Source organism: Clostridium oryzae (assembly GCF_002029235.1).
GTDB lineage: Bacteria > Bacillota > Clostridia > Clostridiales > Clostridiaceae > Clostridium_AE > Clostridium_AE oryzae.
This window is the reverse complement of record NZ_MZGV01000030.1, coordinates 15,688-39,953: the sequence shown is the minus strand read 5'-3', so window position 1 is coordinate 39,953 and position 24,266 is coordinate 15,688. Positions and strand designations below refer to the sequence as shown.

The 24,266-nt window shown below is 32.1% G+C and carries 19 protein-coding genes; 18 read left to right on the top strand and 1 reads right to left on the bottom strand.

Annotated features, from left to right (window positions below; translation table 11 throughout):
- Positions 1–39 precede the first annotated feature (39 nt).
- From CLORY_RS13845 to CLORY_RS13765, 18 genes are all read left to right on the top strand, one after another.
- On the top strand, positions 40–633 hold the full coding sequence (locus CLORY_RS13845) for an SOS response-associated peptidase (RefSeq protein ID WP_079425446.1): 594 nt from the start codon (positions 40–42) through the stop codon (positions 631–633).
- A gap of 750 nt (positions 634–1,383) precedes the next feature.
- A complete protein-coding gene (locus CLORY_RS13840; protein WP_242954418.1) occupies positions 1,384–2,370 on the top strand; it encodes a LacI family DNA-binding transcriptional regulator in 987 nt (328 codons plus the stop codon).
- Between the two features lie 190 nt (positions 2,371–2,560).
- Positions 2,561–3,472, top strand: coding sequence for an ABC transporter permease (locus CLORY_RS13835; RefSeq protein WP_242954417.1), 912 nt, complete (start codon positions 2,561–2,563; stop codon positions 3,470–3,472).
- Positions 3,473–3,486: 14 nt separating this feature from the next.
- Entirely contained in the window at positions 3,487–4,380 is an 894-nt protein-coding gene (locus CLORY_RS13830) for a carbohydrate ABC transporter permease (protein ID WP_079425442.1), read from the top strand.
- A 144-nt stretch (positions 4,381–4,524) separates the two neighbouring features.
- Positions 4,525–6,156 carry an extracellular solute-binding protein gene (locus CLORY_RS13825; RefSeq protein ID WP_079425440.1) on the top strand — a complete coding sequence of 544 codons (1,632 nt, stop codon included), beginning with the start codon at positions 4,525–4,527 and terminating at the stop codon, positions 6,154–6,156.
- A gap of 101 nt (positions 6,157–6,257) precedes the next feature.
- Positions 6,258–8,333, top strand: coding sequence for a pyruvate formate lyase family protein (locus tag CLORY_RS13820; RefSeq protein ID WP_079425438.1), 2,076 nt, complete (start codon positions 6,258–6,260; stop codon positions 8,331–8,333).
- A gap of 16 nt (positions 8,334–8,349) precedes the next feature.
- Entirely contained in the window at positions 8,350–9,234 is an 885-nt protein-coding gene (locus CLORY_RS13815; RefSeq protein ID WP_079425436.1) for a glycyl-radical enzyme activating protein, read from the top strand.
- A gap of 37 nt (positions 9,235–9,271) precedes the next feature.
- Positions 9,272–10,690 (top strand): glycoside hydrolase family 32 protein, encoded by a 1,419-nt coding sequence (locus CLORY_RS13810; RefSeq protein WP_079425434.1) that lies wholly within the window; start codon positions 9,272–9,274, stop codon positions 10,688–10,690.
- A 79-nt stretch (positions 10,691–10,769) separates the two neighbouring features.
- Complete coding sequence (locus CLORY_RS13805; protein ID WP_079425432.1) at positions 10,770–12,257, top strand: glycoside hydrolase family 32 protein; 1,488 nt, start codon at positions 10,770–10,772, stop codon at positions 12,255–12,257.
- A 17-nt stretch (positions 12,258–12,274) separates the two neighbouring features.
- On the top strand, positions 12,275–13,237 hold the full coding sequence (locus CLORY_RS13800) for a carbohydrate kinase family protein (protein WP_079425464.1): 963 nt from the start codon (positions 12,275–12,277) through the stop codon (positions 13,235–13,237).
- 53 nt (positions 13,238–13,290) lie between these two features.
- Positions 13,291–14,253, top strand: coding sequence for a carbohydrate kinase family protein (locus CLORY_RS13795; RefSeq protein ID WP_079425430.1), 963 nt, complete (start codon positions 13,291–13,293; stop codon positions 14,251–14,253).
- Positions 14,254–14,282: 29 nt separating this feature from the next.
- Positions 14,283–15,752, top strand: coding sequence for a sucrose phosphorylase (gtfA, locus tag CLORY_RS13790; RefSeq protein ID WP_079425428.1), 1,470 nt, complete (start codon positions 14,283–14,285; stop codon positions 15,750–15,752).
- 250 nt (positions 15,753–16,002) lie between these two features.
- Positions 16,003–18,150, top strand: coding sequence for a glycoside hydrolase family 32 protein (locus CLORY_RS13785; RefSeq protein ID WP_079425427.1), 2,148 nt, complete (start codon positions 16,003–16,005; stop codon positions 18,148–18,150).
- 559 nt (positions 18,151–18,709) lie between these two features.
- Positions 18,710–19,138, top strand: a complete 429-nt coding sequence (locus CLORY_RS13780) for a GNAT family N-acetyltransferase (RefSeq protein WP_079425425.1) — start codon at positions 18,710–18,712, stop codon at positions 19,136–19,138.
- 386 nt (positions 19,139–19,524) lie between these two features.
- Positions 19,525–21,282 (top strand): ABC transporter ATP-binding protein, encoded by a 1,758-nt coding sequence (locus CLORY_RS13775; RefSeq protein ID WP_079425423.1) that lies wholly within the window; start codon positions 19,525–19,527, stop codon positions 21,280–21,282.
- Positions 21,272–21,925 carry an ABC transporter transmembrane domain-containing protein gene (locus CLORY_RS23805; RefSeq protein ID WP_242954416.1) on the top strand — a complete coding sequence of 218 codons (654 nt, stop codon included), beginning with the start codon at positions 21,272–21,274 and terminating at the stop codon, positions 21,923–21,925. Before CLORY_RS13775 ends, CLORY_RS23805 begins: the two co-directional genes overlap by 11 nt.
- Before the next feature lie 141 nt (positions 21,926–22,066).
- Positions 22,067–22,984 (top strand): ABC transporter ATP-binding protein, encoded by a 918-nt coding sequence (locus CLORY_RS23800; RefSeq protein WP_242954415.1) that lies wholly within the window; start codon positions 22,067–22,069, stop codon positions 22,982–22,984.
- Positions 22,985–23,140: 156 nt separating this feature from the next.
- Complete coding sequence (locus tag CLORY_RS13765; RefSeq protein ID WP_079425421.1) at positions 23,141–23,596, top strand: GNAT family N-acetyltransferase; 456 nt, start codon at positions 23,141–23,143, stop codon at positions 23,594–23,596.
- A gap of 376 nt (positions 23,597–23,972) precedes the next feature.
- Here the strand turns inward: CLORY_RS13765 and CLORY_RS23075 are convergent, their stop codons facing one another.
- Positions 23,973–24,167 carry a transposase domain-containing protein gene (locus tag CLORY_RS23075; protein WP_139376044.1) on the bottom strand — a complete coding sequence of 65 codons (195 nt, stop codon included), beginning with the start codon at positions 24,165–24,167 and terminating at the stop codon, positions 23,973–23,975.
- Between the last annotated feature and the right edge of the window lie 99 nt (positions 24,168–24,266).

Here is a 24,266-nt window from a genome sequence, read left to right as displayed (position 1 = left end):
AGATATAATATAATGAAGTATATATCAGGAGGGTACTAAATGTGCGGAAGATATTATGTTGATGATGAAACATCGAGAGAAATTCAGAAAATAGTAGCAGAGTTAGATAAGAAATTAAATAAACCTAAATATAAAACAGGTGAAATCTATCCCACTAATGATGTGCCTATTCTGGTGGCTAAAAACAAAAGTATTGAAGCGGATATATTAAAATGGGGTTTCCCTAACTTTAAGAGCAGAGGGGCAATCATAAATGCATGTTCAGAGACAATCTTCGAGAAAAAAATGTTTAGAGAAAGCTTAGTCTCGAGAAGATGTGTTGTTCCTGCATCCGGTTTTTTTGAATGGAACACAAATAAGGAAAAAATCTATTTTACGCCAAAGGATGAATCAATTATGTATATGGCAGGAGTCTTTAATATCTATGATAGCGACGCCAGATTTGTGATATTAACAACAGGTGCTAACTCATCAATATCAGATGTCCACAACAGGATGCCTTTACTCCTGTCAAATAGTCAGATAGAATCATGGATATTTGATGATATGCAAACTCAGACAATCTTAAATCAAATTCCTTATCTATTAAATAGGTCAAGTGATTTTGAACAGCAGACTTTTGATCTGTTTTAGAACAATGAGTCATGGCACTTTGAATCCTGTAACCTTAAAAGCCGTTGAGTAAAATCAAGGCTCTTTCTACTTTTTTGTTAGTCATATTGATAAAGAAGATAAGATAAATGTGTACAGAATATGGGATCATTATTACACAAATTATTTTAATTTTACATCTAGTCCCATAAACGGTCGTTTATTTACAGCACACTTCGCTGTTACTGTTTTCCTATTCAGAGTGGTAAAAGCCTGATTTCTTCTTTTCACAGTTTTGTAATAGAAATGATTTATTTATATACACGCTATTTATTATCTTGTATATAAGAAAACTTATAGAAGCAATATGAATATAGCTATTGTTTCATTGTATTCATAAAACAATAAACAATAGCTAGGCCCTAAAGAAAAATTATCATAAAGTACAAAGATAATACTTGGTTTTAGAGAAAACCAGAATAAGTCATTAATTTAAAATGAAAGCGTTGACAGAACATGAATTTGATGATAAAATATTTGTGAAAGACAAGAAAACGTATTCTCAAAAATAACTTAAACGGAAATTACTTTGCCTAAGTAGTAAACAGTTCTTAGCACTAATACATATTGGTTGCACTATGCTGTTCTTCTATATTGCTTGAATATTTATAATCTGAGAAGCCAAAGTGTAATTACTGAAATAATATTGACAATATATGTAGTCAGCTATAAAATATGATTAGAACATGAATGCGTATTCATAGAGTAGAGGATGATGTTTGATTGATTACAATGAAAGATATAGCAAAAATGGCAGGAGTTTCTCAAGCAACAGTTTCAAGAGTTATTAATGGAAATGCTTCAGTTAATCCCGAAACCAAAGCTAAGGTTATGGAATGTGTTAGAAAACTTGATTATCAGCCAAATATAATTGCACAGAGCTTAGTTGGCAATAAGACTTTGCTTATAGGCGTTATTATTACAGATATATCTAATCCTTTCTTTTCAGATATAATTAAAGCAATAGAAAGCGAAACAGCAAATTATGGATATAGTATTATATTATTTAACACAGATGGTGATCTGGAAAAAGAAAAAAAATATATGAATATATTAAAAAATTATAATGTTGACGGAATTTTTATCGTTCCTAGCGATTCGAAGGATAAATATTTTATAAGTCTGCAAAACAGTAAGTTGCCTATTGTTGTTATTACTCAAGATGTCAAAGGATTTAGCTGTGTTTCTATATCTCACTATTTAGGTGGGAAGAAGGTTGCAAGTCATTTGATAGAAATGGGATATTCAAAATTTGTATTTATTGGATATGAATGTGATGAGAAAGAAAGGGGGTTTAAAGAAGAAATAGTAAAGTCTGGATTTGATTTAGATAAAAATTATATTTTTATTAATAAGGGTGAAAATAAACAAATAGCTGATGGCTTAAAAAAGTTTGTCCTTAGTAACTTAAATGATGAGGGGATAGGAATTTTTACACATAATGATATCGAGGCACTTATGGTTCTTCATATATTAAAAGGTATGAATGTTAAGATACCTGAAAAAGTGGCATTAGTTGGTTTTGATAATACCTATATTTCTAAAGAAGTTAGCCCAAGTATCACAAGTGTGGCACAGCTTGTTGAAGAAATTGGGAGACGAGCAGTTGAAATGTTGATGGATATAATTAATAATAGTGAAAAGCAAAAAGAAAGACATATAATATTAGAACCTCGGCTTGTTATTAGAGAATCTAGTCTGAAAGCAATTGAATATTAATATTATTAATTAAATAAATAGCGCTTAATAAAACAGCGCTTATTATTATCAAGTCCATGAATACGAATTCACATATTCATAAGTATTCAGAAATTACATGAATACCTTATATAATAAGTGTAATTAGGATTTGGAAGACTAATCATATTATCTATACTCATCAAAGAATAAGACCTAGGAGGGAAAATAATTGCATAAATTTAGTGCTGTAGCAAAAATCAAAAAGAATTATCAACTTTATCTATTAATTTTACCAACTTTTATTTATTTTATTATTTTTAAATATGTACCAATGTATGGTATTTTGCTTGCCTTTAAAGATTACATACCATCAAACGGTATAATAGGAAGTCCGTGGGTTGGCTTTAAGTATTTTCATCAATTTTTTTCTTCTTATCAATTTTCTATGCTTATTAAAAATACAGTGGTGCTGAGTATTGAACAATTAATAGTAACATTCCCACTTCCAATAGTATTAGCACTGATGCTTAATCAATTGACAAGTGAACGAACTAAAAAATTTATGCAGACTGTAGTGTATGCACCTTATTTTATTTCTACTGTTGTTCTTGTTGGTATAATGATTGTTTTTCTGTCTGCGGATGGAGGCATTATAAACGTAATAATTAAAGCGCTAGGAGGAAAAGAAATTTATTTTTTCTCTTCTCCAAAATATTTTAGACCTCTCTATGTGTTTTCTAGTGTGTGGCAGGGGACTGGTTTTGCAGCAGTAATATATATAGCTGGATTGTCATCAATAGACCCTCAATTGCATGAAGCTGCAATAGTAGATGGTGCTAGTAAATTTAGAAGAATGTTAACTATAGATTTGCCTGGAATAGCGCCAATAATATTAATACAGCTCATATTAGCTATGGGAGGAATAATGAATGTAGGTTTTGAAAAAGCATTTTTGATGCAGACAAATTTAAATCTAGATACTTCTGAAATAATTCAAACTTATGTATATAAAATAGGCTTGCAGCAGGCACAGTATGAATTTGGAACTGCGGTTGGTTTATTCCAATCAGTCATCAACCTAGTACTTTTAGTGGGCGTAAACAAAATAGTTAGTAGATTTAGTGAAGATAGTCTGTGGTAGAGGGGGGGAATAGAATGAGATTAACAAAGAGAAAGACTAAAGAGGATATGGTATTTGATTTAATTAATTACTTCATACTCACAGTTATTTTAATTATAGTATTATATCCGCTGTATTTTATAGTGATAGCATCAATTAGTGATCCGGATCTTGTATCGATAGGAAAAGTATGGATACTGCCTAAAGGAATTACGTTTGAGGGATATAAAAGAATATTTAGCGATAGCTCAATTTTGACTGGTTATAGAAATTCGATAATATATGCTGCGTTAGGTGCATTAGTAACGGTTATACTAACTGTTACAGCGGCTTACCCATTATCAGTAAAAGGTTTTTACGGTAAGAATTTTTTTATGGCAGTTTTTATGGTAACTATGTTCTTTGGAGGCGGACTTATTCCAACATATCTATTAGTAAAAAACCTTCATATGGTAGATACAGTTTGGTCAATGGTAATACCCAATGCGGTGGGCGTATTCAATTTGATAATTACTCGTACATTCTTTGCAATGAGCATTCCTGAAGGGTTAAGAGAAGCAGCAGCTATTGATGGATGTAGTGAAATTGGGACTTTTATAAAGATAGTTCTACCATTGTCAAAACCAATTATTGCTGTTATCGCCCTATTCACTATAGTAGGGCAGTGGAATGGCTTCTTTGATGCTTTGATTTATATAAATAAAGAAAAATTGTATCCACTGCAACTTATCCTTAGAAATATCCTAATACAATCGCAACCTCAGCAGGGAATGGTAAATGACGTTGATACACTTTTAGCAAAACAGAAGGCTAAGCAGCTTATACAATATGGAGTAATTATAGTGTCATCTGCGCCACTGCTTATTATATATCCTTTTTTACAGAAATACTTTGTAAAAGGTGTAATGGTAGGTTCAATAAAAGGATAGCATTCTATTTAATTTCTAACATTAAGACATATATTTTAACTTTCTTAATTTTTACAAGTTAATGATGTTAAGGGGGTGATGGAGTAATAATTCACTAGTTTACTATTAATTAAGGATAAATAAAAATTATTAGGGGGAAATTTTATGAAAAAGAAAGCATTATCGCTAGTGTTAACAGTATTAGTAACATCAACTATTGTTTTTACTGGATGTGGAAAAAAGACAACTACAAATAGTGCCAAAGATTCAAACTTTAAATCATCAGGTTTACCTATTGTGAAAAAGAAAGTTACACTTAAGATTGTTTCACCTAAGTCTGCATTGGCACCAAACTACGATAAAATGACTATATTTAAGAGATTGGAAAAGTCCACTAATATTCATATTGACTGGACTAACATACCTGATACTGATTATCAAACCAAAAAAAATCTTCTACTTGCTAGTGGAGATTTACCTGATGCATTTTATGCTGCAGGATTCAGTGATGCTGATATGAATAAATATGGTAAAGACGGGACAATAGTTCCACTCGGGTCTTTAATTAACAAATATATGCCTAATGTTAAGAAGCTACTTAACAAGGAACCTGATCTTAAAACATTTATTACATCACCTGACGGAAAGATATATTCATTGCCTGTTGGAGAAGAAATGGGCACCGGAAAAAACAATATAGGTTCAAATCCATACTTCTACTTCATAAATAAAACTTGGTTAAAGAAGATTGGAAAGAAAGTTCCTACTACATTGGATGAATTACATGAAGATTTGCTTGAATTTAAAAATAAGGATTTAAATGGAAATGGCAAGCAAGATGAAATTCCAATGAAATTTATATCTAATTTTTGGTGTGCTGATATCGGAAACTTCTTTGGATCCTTTGGTATACCAGACCCATATACCAATGCGCCATATGACCATCTGATAGTTAGAAACGGCAAAATAGTATTTGCACCTGAACAGCCTGAATACAAACAGGCAGTACAGTACTTTAGTAAGTGGGTAAAAGAAGGTCTTATTGATAAGAGTTCATTTACAGATACAACTGCTGATTCATTATTTGCAAAAGGAAAAACTAAGCCGGAAACTTTAGGCTCCTTTGTTTGGTGGGAAGAGACAGAAATTGTAGGAACCGATAGGGAAAAAGAATATGCATTGGTAGGACCATTAACGGGACCTACTGGAAAATCTGATGTAGTCAGATCAAACGGATCTGCGTGGTCAAGAGGAGCTTTTGTTATAACTAAAGATAATAAGCATCCTGAGGTTACTGCAAGATGGATAGATCAGTTGTATTCTCCATTAGAGGCTGCACAAATTCACTGGGGACCAATCGGAGAAGTATATAATTTAAAAAATGGAAAATTAGTAAACAAACCTTTGCCAAAGGGTGTTACTATGGGAGAATATAGACAAAAGGTTGCTCCAAGTGGTGTTGGTGTTGTAACAGCTAATGATTTTAATACTATAGTTGATATGGAAGCAAGAGCTAAGGAAAGAATTAATAGAATTAAAAATGTATTTGCACCAAATATGGCAGATGAAAATATTCCAACATTATTCTTTACGGATGATGAAACAAGTAGGAGAAATCAGATAGAGACTGATCTTAAAGCTTACGTTAATAAGATGAAATCCCAATGGTTAATGAATGGTAACCTTACTGATGCTGCATGGAATACGTATCTAAATAATCTTAAAAAGATTGGTGTTGACCAATTTGTCAAGATAACACAAGATGCATATGACAGATACCAAAAACAAAACAAATAGTATGATAAGGAATATGCTTTGCAAAGCATATTCCTTTAAAATAAAAGCATTAAAATTTATTATTCGATTAATAATTGATATTGAAAGGAATGTAAATAATTATGGAAGATATCAGCTTAATTCATAAGAGAATAGAAGCTATAAGAAGGACAGCAAAAGATTATACTGAATATTTAGAAGAACTTCCAATATATATTCCTGATGATGGTATTATTGCTGGCCCAAGAAGATTTTATAAAGATAATCAAATGTCAATATGGAAGAAATTTGATGAAGGAAAAATATTTTTAGGCTTTGATAACTATCACTTCCCAATTAATACTAGTTTTTTGAACATTGGATACAGAGGAATAGTAAATAAGGCAAGTAGACAGGACATTAAATATACTGAGGAACAAATTGAATTTTTAAAGGCAATAAAACAGGTATATGAAGCCGCTATAAGATTTATAGAAAAACATGCTATTGAAGCTGAAAGTAAGCTGGGTATTGAACTGGAAAATGTTGATAGGCTTAGGAAGATTGCCGATAATTGCAGAATATTATGTGAAGGAGCTCCAAAGACTTTTTTACAAGCTGTCCAGCTTTTTTGGTTTACATGGAGATTGCGAAGTCCGTTTACTTCTTCAATTGGAAGATTAGATCAATATTTATACCCATTTTATAGAAGAGATATAGATGCAGGTGTATTAACGGAAAAAGAGGTTGTTGATATACTATGTCAGCTTTGGGAAGCGTTTAATGATGCGGGAACTGGAGATACTCTGAAGAATTTAATGCTTGGTGGAGTAAATAAGAAGGGTGAAGATGCGACTAATGAGCTAAGCTATCTTATGCTTAAAACTTCGATTATAGTAAAAAAAGCTGAACCCCATTTAAATGTGCGAATCCATTCTAACACTAAAGATAGCTTTGTTGATAAAGTTATAGAGCTTCAACAGCTAGGACAAGGCCAGCCAACGATATATAATGATGATAATTTAATTCCTGAATTAGTGAAACATGGCATACCTCTAGAATCAGCTAGGAATTATTCTAATGATGGATGTACCGAATTAGTTATAGACGGTGAGAGCGGAATATTTTTTTATCAGATGGAAGCTGTAAAATCATTAGAATTAACGATGTTTAATGGGGAAGAAAACAGCAGTATTCCTAATAAAGTTACAATGAAAAAGTGGTCTAATGAGATGCCTGAAAATGAAGTACGGACTGGCTTGAAGCTTGGATATAAATCTGGAGATGTATCTATGATGAATTCTTTTGATGAAGTGTATAGTGCATTCATGAAACAGTATTTATACCAGACAGATGTAAAACTTCAAACCATTTGTAATGACATTGTTAAATTTAAAGAAAAAATTGTATGCTCACCATTTCTCAGTGGAGCCTTTCCGCTATGCTTAGAAAAGGCAGTAGATCCCTTGAGAGGAGGATTTAACATTGAGTGTTTTCAACTCCTTTCTGGCTCATTAACTACGGTTGCAGATGGACTCGCTGCAATAAAGAAAGTAGTATTTGAAGATAACTATTGTACTATGGATGAATTAGTAAAAGCGCTAAAAAATAACTTTGAAAACAATGAGATTCTGCGTCAAAGACTTATTAATGCACCTAAATTTGGTAATGATGATGATTTTGTAGATTTTATTGCAGCAGATATTGCAAAGAAATTTTGCGAATACGTGGTTGATTATAAAACACCAAATGGAAAAGTAATTTGGCCAGGATTGTATAATATAGATTTTAATACATTTGCAAAAATTACTGGTGCTACACCAGATGGAAGAAAGTTAGGAGATCCGATTGCGGAACATTATTCTCCTACACCTGGAAAAGCCAAGAATGGTCCAACTGCAGTTATAAATTCTGCAGCAAAAGCTCCTCTTTATATGGGATTTGCTTCTTCACCGTTACATCTTACTCTATCAAGAAATATTATTCCTACAGATAAATCTGGAAATGAGATATTAAAAAATTTACTCTTAGCGGCGTTAAAGTTAGGAATAGTAGTTTTGAACACTGCTATATATGATGCGGAAATATTGAAGAGGGCAAAGCTTAATCCTGAGCAGTATGGCGATATCATAGTAAGAGTATGGGGATTTAATGCTAGATTTGTGGATTTGACAGAGGATTTACAGGATCACATTATAGCTAGAATAATTGAGGAATAAAGGGAGTTGCTAAGATTTGGATGGACTTATTTCTAATATACAGAGGTTCTCGACTCATGATGGTCCAGGTATAAGAACGACGGTGTTTTTGAAAAAATGCAATTTAAAGTGTTTTTGGTGCCATAATCCGGAGTGTTTATATAGCAAGCTTGAACTGCAGTTTTTTCAAAATAGATGTATTAAGTGTATGGAATGTTTGAATTTATGCAATAAAGCAGCACTTGAATTTGATGGAACACAAATAACTATTGATAGAGAAAAATGTGACACTTGTGGCAAATGTATAAAGGTATGTCCGTCAAATTCGCTGTTAATATCAGCGAAATTTATGCAATCTGATGAACTAGTAGAAATTATTGATAGAGATAAGGATTTTTACAGATTTTCAGGTGGCGGGATAACATTTAGTGGCGGTGAACCGCTTTTGCAAAAAGAGTTTTTAATTGAAGTATTAATGAAATGCAGAAAAAATGCTTATCACACAGCAATTGAGAGTGCTTTTAACGTGAATTGGAGTATTATCGAGAGAATAAATGAGCTTATTGATTTATTTATTATAGATATTAAAACTATGGATAGTGCAATGCATAAATATGTTACTGGTTCAGATAATACGTTGATATTATCTAATATCGAAAAGCTAGATAAATTAAATAAGAAGATATGGATTCGTTGCCCTATAATACCAGAGATAAATGATACCTTAAAATCAGTAAAAGAAATTGCAGAGTTTGTGAAGCAGCTTAAAAACGTAGAAAAAGTTGAATTGATACCGTTTCATAAGCTTGCTAAAAATAAATATGAAAGCCTTGGAATGGAATATGGAGCTAGTGAATTAGAATCGCCATCGGCTGAAAAAATGAAAATATTGAATCAAGTGGTAAGCGATATATTATCATAATTTAACCGTTAAAATTATAAGATTGGAGAGATTATTAATGGAACAAATTTTTTTTAGACCAGAGAATGCCTATGTAGGAGATTTTATTCCTTATTATGAGAATGGTGAATTCAAACTTTTTTATCTTCATGGCTGGAGAGAAAATTATGATTCTTCAAAAGATACAGGTTGGTTTCTTCTTAGCACAAAAGACTTCATGAAATTTAAAGAACACGGTGCTTGTAAAATAAATGGCGGAACTGGCAGCGTTATAAAAAAAGATGGTATTTATCATATGTTCTTTTGTCAGTTTCCGGATAATAAGCAGCTTGTATGTCATGCAATAAGCTATGACTTAAAAAAATGGACAAAAGTTGAGGAAGATACATTTGGTCCTGATGAGAATATTTATGAAATGACAGATTGGAGAGATCCTCACGTTTTTTGGAATGAAGAAAAACAGGAATATTGGATGCTTGTAGCTGCAAGAGAGAGATGTGAAGGAAATCGAAAAGGCTGCGTTGCTCTATGTACTTCAACAGATTTAAAAAAATGGAACATAAAGTCTCCACTATATTCACCCAATATTAATGTAGGGGCTCATGAGTGCCCGGATATATTCAAAATTGGTGATTGGTGGTATTTGGTTTATTCATCTTATACAAACAAGTTTGGAACTTATTATAGAATGAGTAAATCGCTAGAAGGGCCATGGATTACGCCTAAGGTTGACACCTTTGATGGAAGGGCCTTTTATGCTGGTAAAACAGGAACTGATGGTAAAAATACCTATATATTTGGATGGAATCCAACAAAAACAGACAATATATTTCATTGGAACCCTGAGGGCTATAAAGGTAATGATTATAATACGTGGGACTGGGGTGGAAACCTGATTGTGCATCAATTAGTTCAAGAAGCAGATGGTGAATTATATGTGAAGGTGCCTGATACAATCATTAATGAATTTAATAGAATTGTGCCTCAGAATTTTAATCCAATCATAGGTAAATGGAACATAGGACAAGATAAAGCTAAAACAACTTCAAAATACAGCTTTGCCTGTGCTCTTGCAGGAGATATGCCTGACGTATGTAAAATATCGGGGAAACTATCGTATAAAAATGATACAAAGGAATTGGGGTTTGTATTAAGGGCAGATTCAAATGTTGATAAAGCTTATTATTATAAAATTGAGCCTCACAGAAACAGAGTGGTTTTTACTTCACATATTATGCAAAGTGAAGAAGGGGGAAAAACGCTTCCTTATGAAGTGGAAATCGAAAGACCATTTTATTCAGAGGTAGAGAAAGAATATGAGATTAAGATAGTAGTAGATAATAGCATATGTGAATTCTACATCGATGATAAAGTTGCTTTGAGTACTAGAGTATATGACATAAAAAATGGCAGTTGGGGAGTTTTTGTAAGCGAAGGAGAGGCTGAATTTAAAGAGTTGAAGCTGACAACACTATGATATACATAGTTAGACGCAGTAATTAATGGGATAATAATCACAGTATATTTATAAATATATTACTAAAAGGGGAATTGTAATGAGCAAACTTTCTAAAGCACAAGAGTATATTTTAAAAAATAAAGATAAGGTAAATTCAGAATATAGATTAAAATACCACGTTATGCCAGAAATAGGATGGATTAATGATCCTAATGGTTTTTGTTATTATAATGGAGAGTATCATCTCTTCTACCAATATTACCCTTACGACAGTCAATGGGGTCCAATGCATTGGGGACATGTAAAAAGTAATGATTTGGTTAAGTGGGAGTATCTTCCTGTAGCGTTGGCTCCTGACATGTATTATGATGCTGGTGGCTGTTTTTCAGGAACTGCTATTGAAGACGACGGAAAACTATACCTTATGTACACCGGAAACACTAACCCCGATCTTGAAAAACCTGAAAACATTAGGCAAATACAAAATATTGCAGTGTCTGAAGATGGCATTGAATTTACTAAGTTGCCGTCTAATCCAGTTATAGATACAAAAGCTTTACCTGGCAGTGCACTACCACAGGATTTCAGGGATCCTAAGATTTTAAAGCATGGAGAAGATTTTTATTCTATAGTCGGTTCAAGAAATATAGATGGCAGTGGTCAATTGCTAGTTTATAAATCAAAAGATTTATCCCAATGGACTTATGTAGGAGTGCTTATGAAAAGTAACAATAAACTAGGCAAGATGTGGGAATGTCCTGATTTATTTAGTATTGGAGATACAGACGTAGTTCTAATGTCTCCACAGTTTCTTGAAAGAGATGGAGATAAGTATTGCAATGTACACTCAAGTGTTTATTTTTTAGGTGAATGTGATATTGAAAGCTGTAGTTTTAAGCCTTTCGTAATTGATGAAATTGATGGTGGATTTGATTTCTACGCTCCTCAAACAATGGCAGATGCAAAAGGAAGACGTATTATGATTGCCTGGATGCAAATGTGGGATATGACTATTCCATCAAGTGAACAAGGACATGGATGGGCTGGAGCTATGACATTACCTAGAGAATTGAAGGTTATTGATAATAAATTATATCAAATACCTATAGAGGAAATTAAAAGATACAGGGGTAACAATATAGAATATAAAGATATTGTTGTCACAAATTCACTTGCCCTAGAAGGAGTAGAAGGAAAACATATCGAGTTAGAAATGGAAATAGATTTTCTAGACGCTAATGTATTTGGGCTCAAAATATTTAAAGACGAAGAGCATGAGACAGTCATGTATTATGATAAAAAAGAAGCTAAATTTGTATTTGACCGTTCTAAAAATGGACAAGATATATTTGCTAGTGGAGTAGAGGATGACATTAAATATGCAAGAAGAGTTGGTATAAACCTTAAGGATAATAAATTAAAGTTAAGAGTTTTTATTGACACAATTTCAATAGAGGTATTTATACAGGATGGGGAAAAAACACTTACATCGACTGTATACCCTAACTCATCAGCAAAAGGAATAGAATTTTATAGCGATGCAGAAGTGCTAATTAAAGAACTCAACAAATGGGAAATAAAATAATAGGAGATGTATTTGTAATGGGAAAATTATTTACAATTGGTGAAGCTTTGATTGATTTTATTCCTAAGGAAAAAGGAGTTGGCTTGAAGGATGTATCCTCATTTGAAAAGGCACCTGGTGGAGCTCCTGCAAATGTAGCAGCCGCAGCAGCTAAGCTTGGATTGCAAAGCTATTTTATTGGCAAACTTGGAAACGATGCTTTTGGTGATTTCCTTATTGAAACACTAAAAAGTGTAGAGGTAAACACAAATCATGTTTTTAGGACAAGCAAAGCTAATACTGCACTGGCATTTGTTTCATTAATGGATAGCGGAGAGAGAGACTTTTCATTTTATAGAAATCCAAGTGCGGACATGTTCTTAGATCAGTGTGAAATTAGTCCACAATGGTTTAAATCAGGAGATATTCTACATTTTTGTTCTGTTAGCCTTGTGGATGCCCCAGTGAGAATGGCGCATATAGCAGCTATTAGTGCAGTGAAAGAAAAAGGTGGGTTTATATCTTTTGATCCTAATATAAGACTTCCGCTTTGGCAAGATCATGAAGAGTATAAAAGAGTTATTCGCAGTTTTGTAGAATATGCGGACATTATTAAAGTAAGCGAAGATGAATTAGAATTTATTACTGGTTTTAGTGACGAAGAAAAAGCAATAGCATGGTTCTTGAATTTTAATGTGAAAATCTTAATTATAACTAGAGGCAAAGATGGTGTTTCAGCTTTCTATAAAGGCTACAAAGTTACAGTTAATGGATATAAGGTTAAGGCAGTAGATACAACAGGAGCTGGAGATTCATTTATTGGAGCTTTCTTATACCAGATATGCAATAATAAATTAGATATTATGAATATAGAAAAGTCTGAAATTAAAGATATTCTCAAATTTTCAAATGCAGTAGCAGCATTAACAACTATGAATAAAGGCGCAATAAGTGCACTTCCTTCACTGGAAACAGTGGAAAAATTTATGAAGGAATCCTAGCAATAGTTGTAGGTTTTTCTATTCATTAATATTATGGAATATGGAGGAATGAAATGCTAAAACTTAGTGATAAAATAGACTTTAAAAATAAAAAAAATGATCTCCTAACGTTAGGAGAGATACTGATTGATATGATATCATCAGATTACAGTGAAAATTTTGAGTGTAACAGTTATAATAAATTCTTTGGAGGATCACCTGCTAACATAGCGATGAATGTAAAAAAACTAGGAATTAACTCTCTCATTGCATCAGCAGTTGGAAAAGATGGATTAGGAAAGTTTTTAATCAGCTATTTAGAAGAAGCGGGTATAGATACTTCATATATCCAGAAAGTAGATTATTCTACTAGCATGGTGTTGGTTACTAAGAGTAAAGAGAGTCCTGTCCCGATATTTTATAGAGGCGCTGACTACCAATTGATGTATACTTCTGAACTTGAAAGGGCTATAGAAAACTCTAAGATAATCCATTTTTCATGTTGGCCAATATCAAAGAAACCAGTTCGTAATACAATTGAAACAGCTATAAAAAAGGCTAGAGAAAATAATACACTAGTATGTTTTGATCCGAATTATCATCCGATGATATGGGAAAAAGGAGAAGATGGTATAGAATATATAAAATCCATATTAGGAAGGGTTGATGTGGTAAAACCTTCAGAGGATGATGCAGAAAGGATTTTTGGAAAAGATACTCATGAAAGGCAAATAGAGAAATTTTTAAAACTCGGTGCTAAACTTGTTATAATGACGTTAGGTAAAGATGGAGCTATAGTTTCAAACGGTGAAGAAACTATTAAATTTGAAACTATGGCGAAAGAAGTTGTAGATACAACTGGAGCTGGAGATGCGTTCTGGTCAGGATTCTATACTGGAATAATTAAAGGATACACTATTAGAAAGGCTTTAGACCTGGGATTTGTAGTAAGTGCGTATAAATTGAAATACACTGGGGCTGTTGTTGACTTGCCTAAGTTTAATGAAATAGAGAAAATGTATGGACTTGCAGAATAATTTGTAAATAAAAAGGGGGAGATTGTAGTATGGTGTTAAAAAACCAAGTACAGCTTATCACCTATCCGGATTCTTTAGGTGGTAATTTAAAAACTCTTAATACTATTCTTTTGAAATATTTTTGTGATATTTTTAAAGGGGGAGTACATATACTTCCTCCTTTTCCATCATCGGGAGACAGAGGATTTGCTCCATTGACTTATATGGAAATTGACACTAGGTTAGGTACTTGGGAAGATATAAGAAGCATTGGAGAAAATTTTGATGTGTTGGTTGATTTGATGGTCAATCATATTTCGCAAAAGTCATTATACTTTCAGGACTTTCTTAAAAGTGGAAGAAAATCTAAATATGCTGATTTTTTTATAACTTTAGATAAAATATGGAAGAATGGAGAACCCGTAAAAAAAGATATAGATAAGATTTTTCTTCGTAGACAGCTTCCCTATTCTGTTTTCACAATAGAAGAAACTGGTGAGAAAGAGAAGGTGTGGACTACCTTTGGAAAAACAGACCCATCAGAACAGATTGATTTAGATATAAAGTCAGACAAAGTAAGACAGCTTATAAAAGATTTTTTTGTAAACTTCAGCAAGAATAACGTTAAAATTGTAAGACTTGATGCTGTTGGATATGTTATAAAAAAACTTGGTACCAGTTGTTTCTTTGTAGAACCAGATATATATGATTTCCTTGATTGGATTATGAAGTTAGCAAATTCATTGGGTATTGAGCTTTTACCAGAAGTTCATGCACATTACTCAATTCAGAATAGGTTGGCACAACACGGTTTTTGGATATATGATTTTATCTTGCCATTTACAATTTTAGAAACAATAATTACTAAATCCAGCGAGAAACTTTGCCAATATTTAAAAGTACGTCCCTCAAAGCAGTTTACTATGCTAGATTGTCATGATGGAATCCCGGTTAAACCTGATATGGATGGCCTTATAGATACTGATGAAGCAAGAAAATTAGTAAATGTTTGTTTAGAAAGAGGTTCAAATTTGAGCTTGATATTATCAGAAAAGTATAAGAGCGAGGATGGATTTGATGTTCACCAAATAAGATGTTCCTATTATTCTGTGCTCAACTGTGATGATGATGCGTATCTGGCGGCTAGGGCTATTCAATTTTTTGCACCTGGAATACCTCAAGTTTATTATGTAGGACTTTTAGCTGGTGAAAACGATGTTGAAAATGTAAATAAGACTGGAGAAGGTCGCGAAATTAATCGTCACAATTTTAGCATTGCGGAAATTGAACAATCTCTTGAAAAGAAAGTAGTTAAAAGATTACTAAAACTCATAAGATTTAGAAATGAATATCCAGCTTTTAATGGAGAATTTAAAGTACTAGATTGTTGTGAAGATGAGATATATCTTTCATGGGAAAAAGACGACCAAAGATGTACATTATACATAGATTTTAACAGGAATAGTTCTATTATAGATTATGTTGATGAGAGCGGTAATTTAGTTGAATATGTAGTGTAAGGAGATAAAATATGAGTGTGGATGCTAAATATACCTTAAATTATGAACAATTCTATATCATACGATAATTGTGTAGAAAAGCTCAATAATAGCACTTACAGCTATTTTAAAAGGAAGTAAAGTTCTAACAGAGGACTACTAAAACTATTATTTCCAACACCTTGGTAATAGTAGTTACACAAATGTATAAATACTAGCAAATAAAAATATTGTATCATCAAAGTAAATAAAGTTTCGGAAGGAAAAAGATATGGCTGTTATAGATTTGAAATTTGAAATGTATGAAAATGAGAATTTGGTGACATTAGATGGTTTAGACTTGAAGGATAGATTTACAATTAATAACGGTGAAAAGTTTCCAAATAGGTATCTAAAATTTAGTGATAATAATGCTTTTTTGTTTGATGGATATTCTACTTGGTTTAATGGAAATGTTAATTCACTTTATTGTTTGAAAGATTTCACAATTTCTATTTTGCTTGCTCCTATGAGCTTTGAAACGGCAAAAAGTGGGATAATTTCGAAATTTGATTATATAAAGAAACTTGGATTTTATATAGCAATAAGAAAACTTGGATTTGTGAGTTTTGGCTTTGGAGATGGAAAAGAAATTTATGAATGTGAATCAATCAATTATCAAATTATTAATCGAAAATGGAATCTACTAACTGTAGTTTTTAACAGTTCTGCTGGATGGTGCGACCTATATGTCAACGGAAAAATGTCTAATAGAAAGCAGTTTCCAAGACATACAATCATTAAATACGGTGAAAATAAATGTTTTGTTGGAAAATATATAGATTATAATAAAAACTTTGAAGATAACAAAGCAGGAGTTTTTAATGGATATATTGAAAGTATAAAAATCATTGACACCGCTTTATATAGTAATGAAGTATTAAAAGAATATAATTGGTATTTTCTAAACGGTGAGATTATAGGAGATTATTTAGATAGAAATAATTATGTTAACGACAATCAAAGACCAAAGTATCATTTAATTGCTCCTGGAAAATGGATGAATGAGCCTCATGGACCTTTATATTATGCTGGTTATTATCATATTTTTTACCAGGCTAATCCACATGCACCTTTATGGGACAATATTCAATGGGGACATATGATTAGTAAAGATATGGTTCATTGGGAAGCTTTGAAATTAGCTTTAGAAACAGAAAATAATAATCTTGATCCAGATGGATGCTGGTCAGGAAGTAGCTGTATTGACAAATCTGGATTACCAACTATTTTCTATACTGCAGGTAACAACAACAAATTTCCCAATCAGGGAATTGGTATGGCTCGTGCTGATATTTCAGTAAGCGCTAAATTAGAGAAATGGAATAAGAAAGAAAAGCTTATTGTAGAACAAACTGAAAATGATGGATGGATAGGCGAATTTAGAGATCCTTTTGTATGGTTACAGGATAATGTTTATTATATGTTAGTAGGTACAGGTGATAATAAGAATGGAGGAGGTAATGCTTTAGTATATAGTTCTCAAGATTTAACTCATTGGGTTAATCATGGTTTTCTGATGGACTACGATTATAAGTTGAATGAAGAGGTCGGTCATGTATGGGAATTACCCGTGTTACTTCCTATAAAAAATGAAGAAGGTAAGGCTATACATCATATTTTGCTTATATGCGCTTGTCAAGTAGAAAATTCGAATGTTGAGACGTATTATTGGACGGGTGATTGGGACTGTATTAATAAGAAATTTATAAAATATCACGAAAAAGCCAAACTGATTGATTTAGGCAACGGAACTTTTACTGGACCAAGTGGGTTTGTAACACCAGATGGAAGAAGCGTAGTTTTTACAATTGCTCAAGGTAAGCGAAACTTTGAGGAAGAATTTAATTCGGGTTGGGCTCACAATGGTGGTTTGCCTATTGAATTATTCAGTAAGAATAGTGAGCTTTGTATTAAACCAATCAAAGAAATTTATACATTGAAACAAAACAGAATACTTGACAAAAAGAATATATCGATTAAAGAGCTTAATGAATTATTAAAAGATATTACAAGCAATATGCTTTATGTTAAAATAACTGCTAACTTAGATTATATAGGTTTATCAACCATGTATGACGATGATAGTTTAGAAGTTTTTTATGATAGGGGGAATAGTATATTTGCAGCAAAGCGAGGCAGTGATTCTTCTATAATAAGCAAAATGAGAGGTGATATAGATAAAGTAGACATAAAAGATAACACTGTAGAAATTGAATATTTTTTGGACCATTCAATGATAGAAGTCTATCTAAATAACCTTAAGTCAATTACATTAAGAAATTACACAAAAGATAATAGCAGAAAGTTAAAACTAATTGGTAACGAAAATGATATTTTAATTAGTATTGAACTATGGACATTAAAATCTGTTTATTGAGGGAAAAATCTAATAAACTCATTATTAAAAAGAATTTACGATATATCGTTGGATAAGTCAATATGAAAAATACGGAGAGAGTGCATTCCCTGATCATGGAACTGCACTCTATTTGTGTCAATATGAAATAAAAATCTTTCAACATTCACCTTCAAAACTTTTGAAGGTGAATGTTGAAACTGTACAAAGTTTGTTAGTTAGTTTGGCTCATGTTTATGAATAATAAAGCCGTATTTTTTAGATTTATATAATACATTAGGTGGAGAAGGTTTAGGTGATGTAATGGATTTGGAATTTTTTTCTTGTTCCATTGATGCTGTAAAGTTGTTAAATGAATAGGGGATTTTAGTAAATGTAGTTACTAATCAGAGTCATTACTGCCCAAAGATTGGCTAAGGTAAGTGATACCAAAGGTGATATAAGGTATCAAGCTGTTTTTTACTGTGAACAAGAAGAATTATCCGAATTTATAAAAAATGGCGATGATGAAATGCCATGGTAGTAAGTGTAATATAATTGTAAAATATGTGATGTAGTAATTAATTTAAAGAGGTGTGATATGGAAATTAAGATATTTGAAGAAAGATATAGAGATGATATGATATTTATGATTTTAGAAGCAAAGGACGCTTTGGGAAGAATACCTCGATTAAATGAAGATTTACTTGACGTTTTTGGTAATTACATTTTAAATGGAAATATGTTTTGGGTAGTGATTGATGATAATGATAGGGTTATAGGAAGTATTGGAACAAAAATTATTTCTTCAAATGAAATGTGGTTAAAAAGACTTTATGTTAAATCCACAATGAAAAGGAAAGGTATAGGTACTAAACTTTATAAAAAGGCTGAAGAATTTGCTATACAGAAAGGCATCGATAAGATATATGTCAGATTCTCACGTGATTATGTTGAAGCACACAAGTTTTATCCATCAATTGGATTTGTAGAGACAGCACCTTATGAGATGGTAAAATTTTTAAAATAAATCTTTGGACTGGTTTAGAATATTCTTATATTTAACGGATAAGCAACAAACTCAAATATTTTACTAAGATACTGCATTAAAAAATTTCTCTAAAAAAATGTAAGGCTTTAAGTAATTATAGAGAAGTAGAAGAATTTATGGATAGTTTAGGAAAAGAATATACACATTAATAACGATAACCAGTAAATAAAAATTAATGATTATTAGATGTTTGTCTAAGCAGTATATATTTTGAAGATGTATAAAGATATGGTATGATTATTATATAGTTAGAAGCAAGTGCAGGTAATTTGGATTAAAGAGTATACAATTCTATTTCATATATCTAGAAGAAAATTATATCATAAATAAATTATTGATTATTACTAATCTGTGAGGCGATAGCATTGAAAAAACAACTAGAAAATAAAAGAATGCTTAAGTTATACTTTTGGACAGTAAGTTATTTCAAACCATTTATATTACCAACTCTTTTATATGTGTTATGTGGTGGTGGTATGATTTGGGGAGAATTAATGATTCCTCGTCGTATGGGATATTTAATTGATGATGTTATTCCATTAAAAAGAATGGCTCTCCTTGTAAATCAAGTTTTGATTTTATGTGGTATCGTTGTACTGATTTTAATGGTTAAATCAATATTTAACTTATTAGAACAAATCATATCTAATAAAATAATTAAGAACCAACAAACCGATTTAATGGTAAAGTTACAAAAGTTAGGTTTTTCTTACTATGAGAAAGTACCTACAGGACGAATTTTAGCTCTATTTGAGAATGCTGTAAATGAGACACAACAAACATATACGTTTTTATTTCCTCAATTCATTTACAGTTTAGCGCAGTTTACAGTGCCGTCTATTATTTTAATTTCAAGTGAGCCTATATTCTTTTTTGCTGCAATGGTAGGGAATATTATTTATGTATTTCTTAATCGAACAGCAAATAAGAAAATACAGTATTATCTAGGCATTGAAACAAAAGCTGCACAAGTATCGCAGCAGTCTTTATATGATGCAATTGAAGCTACAACGGAATTGAAAGCCATGGGAAGTAAAGATTGGTTTATAAATAGAACGATAGAAGATTTTAATCGATTTAGGATTGCGCGAATGTGGTCAATATTTTGGCGGCATTTTCGCTATACAACTGTTGGTCTTACATTAACCATTTCTATTGTTTTGTTTTACTTTTACGGTTTAAATCTAATACAAAATGGTAAGTTATTACTTGGTCAGCTGGTTGGGTATAGTTTTCTTATGGGACTTGTTTCTCGAGGCTTTTCAGTGTTCTTTTATATTATTCCAGCTCAGTATAATGCACTAAATTATGCTAAGTATTTATATGAATTTTTAAAATTGAAACCAGATGTCATAGAAGATGATAATAGTTTAGAGGTACAAATAGATAAATTTGATATTGAGTTTAAAAATGTTTCCTTCTCTTACAAAGATAATCAACCAATCATAAATAATATATCTTTTACGATTCCAGCAGGCAAAAAAACTGCCATTGTTGGGGGAAGCGGCAGTGGAAAGTCGACTCTATTAAAATTGATAGCACGTTTTTATGATGTTACGGAAGGTGAAGTTTCAGTAGGAGGATATGATGTTAGAAAGTTAAAGCTAAAGAATTTAAGAGAAAACTTTGGATATGTGTTTCAGGATACATACTTATTCAACATGTCAATTAAAGACAATATTAGGTTTGGAAATCCTAGTGCAACGGACGAGGAAATTGTACAAGCAGCTAAACTTGCCAGTGCACATGAGTTTATTATGGATACAGAAGATGGGTATGATACAATTGTTGGCGAACGCGGCGTCCGTTTGTCCGGTGGTCAAAAGCAGCGTATTTCAATAGCTAGAATGATGCTTAAGAAGCCACAGATTATTTTATTAGATGAGGCCACATCAGCATTAGATAATGTAACTGAATCAGCTGTTAAGAAGTCTCTGGAGGAGTTATCAGCTGGTCGAACAGTTGTTACTGTAGCACATAGACTTTCTACTATCATGGAATATGATTCAATTATAGTGCTCGATGCAGGTAAAATAGCTGAGCAAGGGACTTATAAAGAATTAATGGATAAGAAAGGACTGTTTTATAGACTTGTAATGCGAGGTGTTAAGAATGATGTCTAGTATGCTATTTATGATGAAAAACATAAATAAGAAACGTTGGTTCTTATTGGGATATTTTGCGATTTTTTTAGAAAGTTTGACACCGATTATTGCAACTTTACTGCAGCGTGACTTGATAGATAGAGTTTTCAGTGAAAAACGATATCAGGAATTTCCTAAAATATTGGCACTTTATGCTATTTTCTTTTTTGGACCTAAGTTATGGTTTACTGTTAGAAAAGTAGCGTTTTTCCATATTGGTTATCATCTTCAAATGACATTAACAAATAAATTTTTGCTGAAAATATATGATATACCTGCAGCAGCTTTTAATAAAGAACATGTAGGTAATCTATTAAATCACATCAGAAATAATATAGCTGATGCCAGTGATTTATCTGTTAATCAGATACTTTCAGAATCGGTCAAAAATATTCTTACTATCGTGTTTTTAGCATTTTCAGTGGCAAATATTAATTTTTTAATGCTGCTTGTTGTAATAGCAGTAGCAATTATTTATTATGGTTTACTTCATAAATTTGGCGAGAAAACAAAACTATTTTCACAGCGTGTCAAAGAGGAAAAATCTAATGTTTCTGTTAGCATTGAAGAAAGCATTTCATCAATAAGAGAAATCGTAGCATATAATCGTCAGGATTGGTAGCTTAAACATTATGAAAAAAAGTTTTCGGACTACTTCAAGGCCATTATAACGCAAGGAATATTTAGAAACAAAGTATTGTTTATAAGTGATCCTTTTCTTTATGGAACTAAACTTGTTGCAATTTTGTTTGGCGGTATTGGTGTGATTGCAAATAATATTTCGCTAGGTGAATTTGTTGTAAGTTTTACTTTTGTCGATCAATTAGTAACAGAGATTGGACAATTATTTGAACAAGCATTAACGGGTAAACGACTAGAGGCTTCTGTTGAATGTATTCAGTCTGTAATGGGGAAGGAGAGTGCAAAGTTTGGTTCAGCTGATTTTAGTGGTGATATTGAGTCGATACAATTTAAAGATGTAAGATTCAGCTATTCACCTGAATCTGATCCAGTTCTTAATAATTTATCAATGGATTTCCCAATTGGTAAGAAAATCGCTATTGTTGGCTCAAGCGGCAGCGGTAAGTCAACCATTGCACAATTGCTGCTTCGAATGTATTCACCCGAAAAAGGAGAAATTTCTATTAATGGTACTCCAGTAAATTGTTATGGAAAGCAGTATTCAGATAAAGTTTCAGTGGTTTTTCAGCAGCCACATTTTATACCGACCACCATAAAAGAAAATCTGACATTTGATAAAGAATATGATCAATTAGATATTGAAAATGCATGTAAAGAAATGCTGTGCCATGATTTCATTATGGGATTTCCAAGTCAATATGAAACGCAAGTTGGTGAACGTGGAGCAGCCTTATCCGGCGGACAAAAGCAGCGGCTGGCACTATCAAGAGCGATTCTAAAAAATACAGAAGTACTTATTTTAGATGAAGCAACATCAGCATTGGATACTGAAACGGAATTTCGTGTTCAAAAGAATATCGATAAATTAAGAAAAGGCAAGACGACGATTATCATAGCACATAGATTATCAACTATTCAAAATGCAGATATTATATACGTTTTAGACAAAGGGAATGTTGTTGCTCAAGGTACACATGAAAGGTTAATGGATGAATGTCCTGTATATAAAGAACTTTATGCATTCCATGCCGTAAGTTGATAGTTTGTATTAGACCATATCTTACGGCATTGAATGTTTATCTATATGAAAAAGAATGTGATAGCTTTTTATCTAGGTGGTTGTCAATGTAGGAAATGTCAGAAAGGATTATTAGCAACGGGGGATTAAATTATAGAATGGAGGAATAGGAGTGTCATGAGTTTAAAATATATTAAAGCAAAAAAGGAAGATGCAGACATGTTAATAGAAATTTATAATGCATCATTCTATGATGATTATATTAAATACGGAGAATGCCCTGCTTATGGAAGGACAAGAGAAAGCATGGAAGCATCTATTGAGAAATTTCCTAAACTTATTATTTATAGTGATGATATCCCTGTTGGGGTTATTTCAATTGCAAATAGGGGGAAAGGAGAGTATTATCTTGGATGTCTTTGTGTGATTCCCCAATATCAAAGTAAAGGTATTGGTACACAAGCAGTTAAATATATGCTGGATTATTATACTGATTGGAGAAAGGTAACATTAATAACACCTGCAGACAAGAAAGAAAATATAAACTTTTATATTAAGAGGTGTGGTTTTATGATAGATGGCACAGATATTGATGGGAATGTAAAGGTGGTACGTTTTCTCATGGAACGATAACTTCCAAAAATATTGGAAGTTGATATAATTTGTACCGCATGTAAAGTTTGGTATAGAAGTTCTTTATCTATATTTTCATAATATGTAGTGGTATATTATGGGTAGTCAGATGGGCACCTGATTGTAATAATATCAGATAGTAGAGAGGAAATTTAAAATGAGTAGAGATAATATTATAAAAGAAATGCTTCCTAAGACAGTATATATGACACCAAAGGGATTTGTTGCAGATGAATTAAGTCTGGAGGCTTCCGTAAGCATTGTTACATTTTTTTGAAAAGATTCTGGAGATAAGTAAAGCTGATATCACAGGAGTTTCGGGTTATGGTGAATTTGATGATGACTGTAAAACTGAATATGCTACCTGCAGGGAGTTTTAGTTCTTTGAATTATGAATATCTTTATTTTGAAGGAATACTTCGCTTGGAAGCTCCTTAGACCAAGGCATATGTTGTATCAGAGTGTCTTTATTTTTATCTTTATCTTTATCTTCTAAATTTGAAAGCACACCCATCAAGTACACCAAGTATCTTTCTACGGATAAACCGTTCGCTTTTGCTGTTTCTATCACACTATAAATAGTTGCACTGGATCTAGCTCCCTTTGGTGTATTGTGCAGAACCCAATTCTTACGATTATGTGCTATAACACATAAAAGAAATTATGTGTT

Coding starts and splice junctions, on each gene's coding strand:
- CLORY_RS13845 (WP_079425446.1), top strand. CDS start 40: ATGTGCGGAAGATATTATGTTGATGATGAAACATCGAGAGAAATTCAG.
- CLORY_RS13840 (WP_242954418.1), top strand. CDS start 1,384: ATGAAAGATATAGCAAAAATGGCAGGAGTTTCTCAAGCAACAGTTTCA.
- CLORY_RS13830 (WP_079425442.1), top strand. CDS start 3,487: ATGAGATTAACAAAGAGAAAGACTAAAGAGGATATGGTATTTGATTTA.
- CLORY_RS13825 (WP_079425440.1), top strand. CDS start 4,525: ATGAAAAAGAAAGCATTATCGCTAGTGTTAACAGTATTAGTAACATCA.
- CLORY_RS13820 (WP_079425438.1), top strand. CDS start 6,258: ATGGAAGATATCAGCTTAATTCATAAGAGAATAGAAGCTATAAGAAGG.
- CLORY_RS13810 (WP_079425434.1), top strand. CDS start 9,272: ATGGAACAAATTTTTTTTAGACCAGAGAATGCCTATGTAGGAGATTTT.
- CLORY_RS13805 (WP_079425432.1), top strand. CDS start 10,770: ATGAGCAAACTTTCTAAAGCACAAGAGTATATTTTAAAAAATAAAGAT.
- CLORY_RS13800 (WP_079425464.1), top strand. CDS start 12,275: ATGGGAAAATTATTTACAATTGGTGAAGCTTTGATTGATTTTATTCCT.
- CLORY_RS13795 (WP_079425430.1), top strand. CDS start 13,291: ATGCTAAAACTTAGTGATAAAATAGACTTTAAAAATAAAAAAAATGAT.
- gtfA (WP_079425428.1), top strand. CDS start 14,283: ATGGTGTTAAAAAACCAAGTACAGCTTATCACCTATCCGGATTCTTTA.
- CLORY_RS13785 (WP_079425427.1), top strand. CDS start 16,003: ATGGCTGTTATAGATTTGAAATTTGAAATGTATGAAAATGAGAATTTG.
- CLORY_RS13780 (WP_079425425.1), top strand. CDS start 18,710: ATGGAAATTAAGATATTTGAAGAAAGATATAGAGATGATATGATATTT.
- CLORY_RS23805 (WP_242954416.1), top strand. CDS start 21,272: ATGATGTCTAGTATGCTATTTATGATGAAAAACATAAATAAGAAACGT.
- CLORY_RS13765 (WP_079425421.1), top strand. CDS start 23,141: ATGAGTTTAAAATATATTAAAGCAAAAAAGGAAGATGCAGACATGTTA.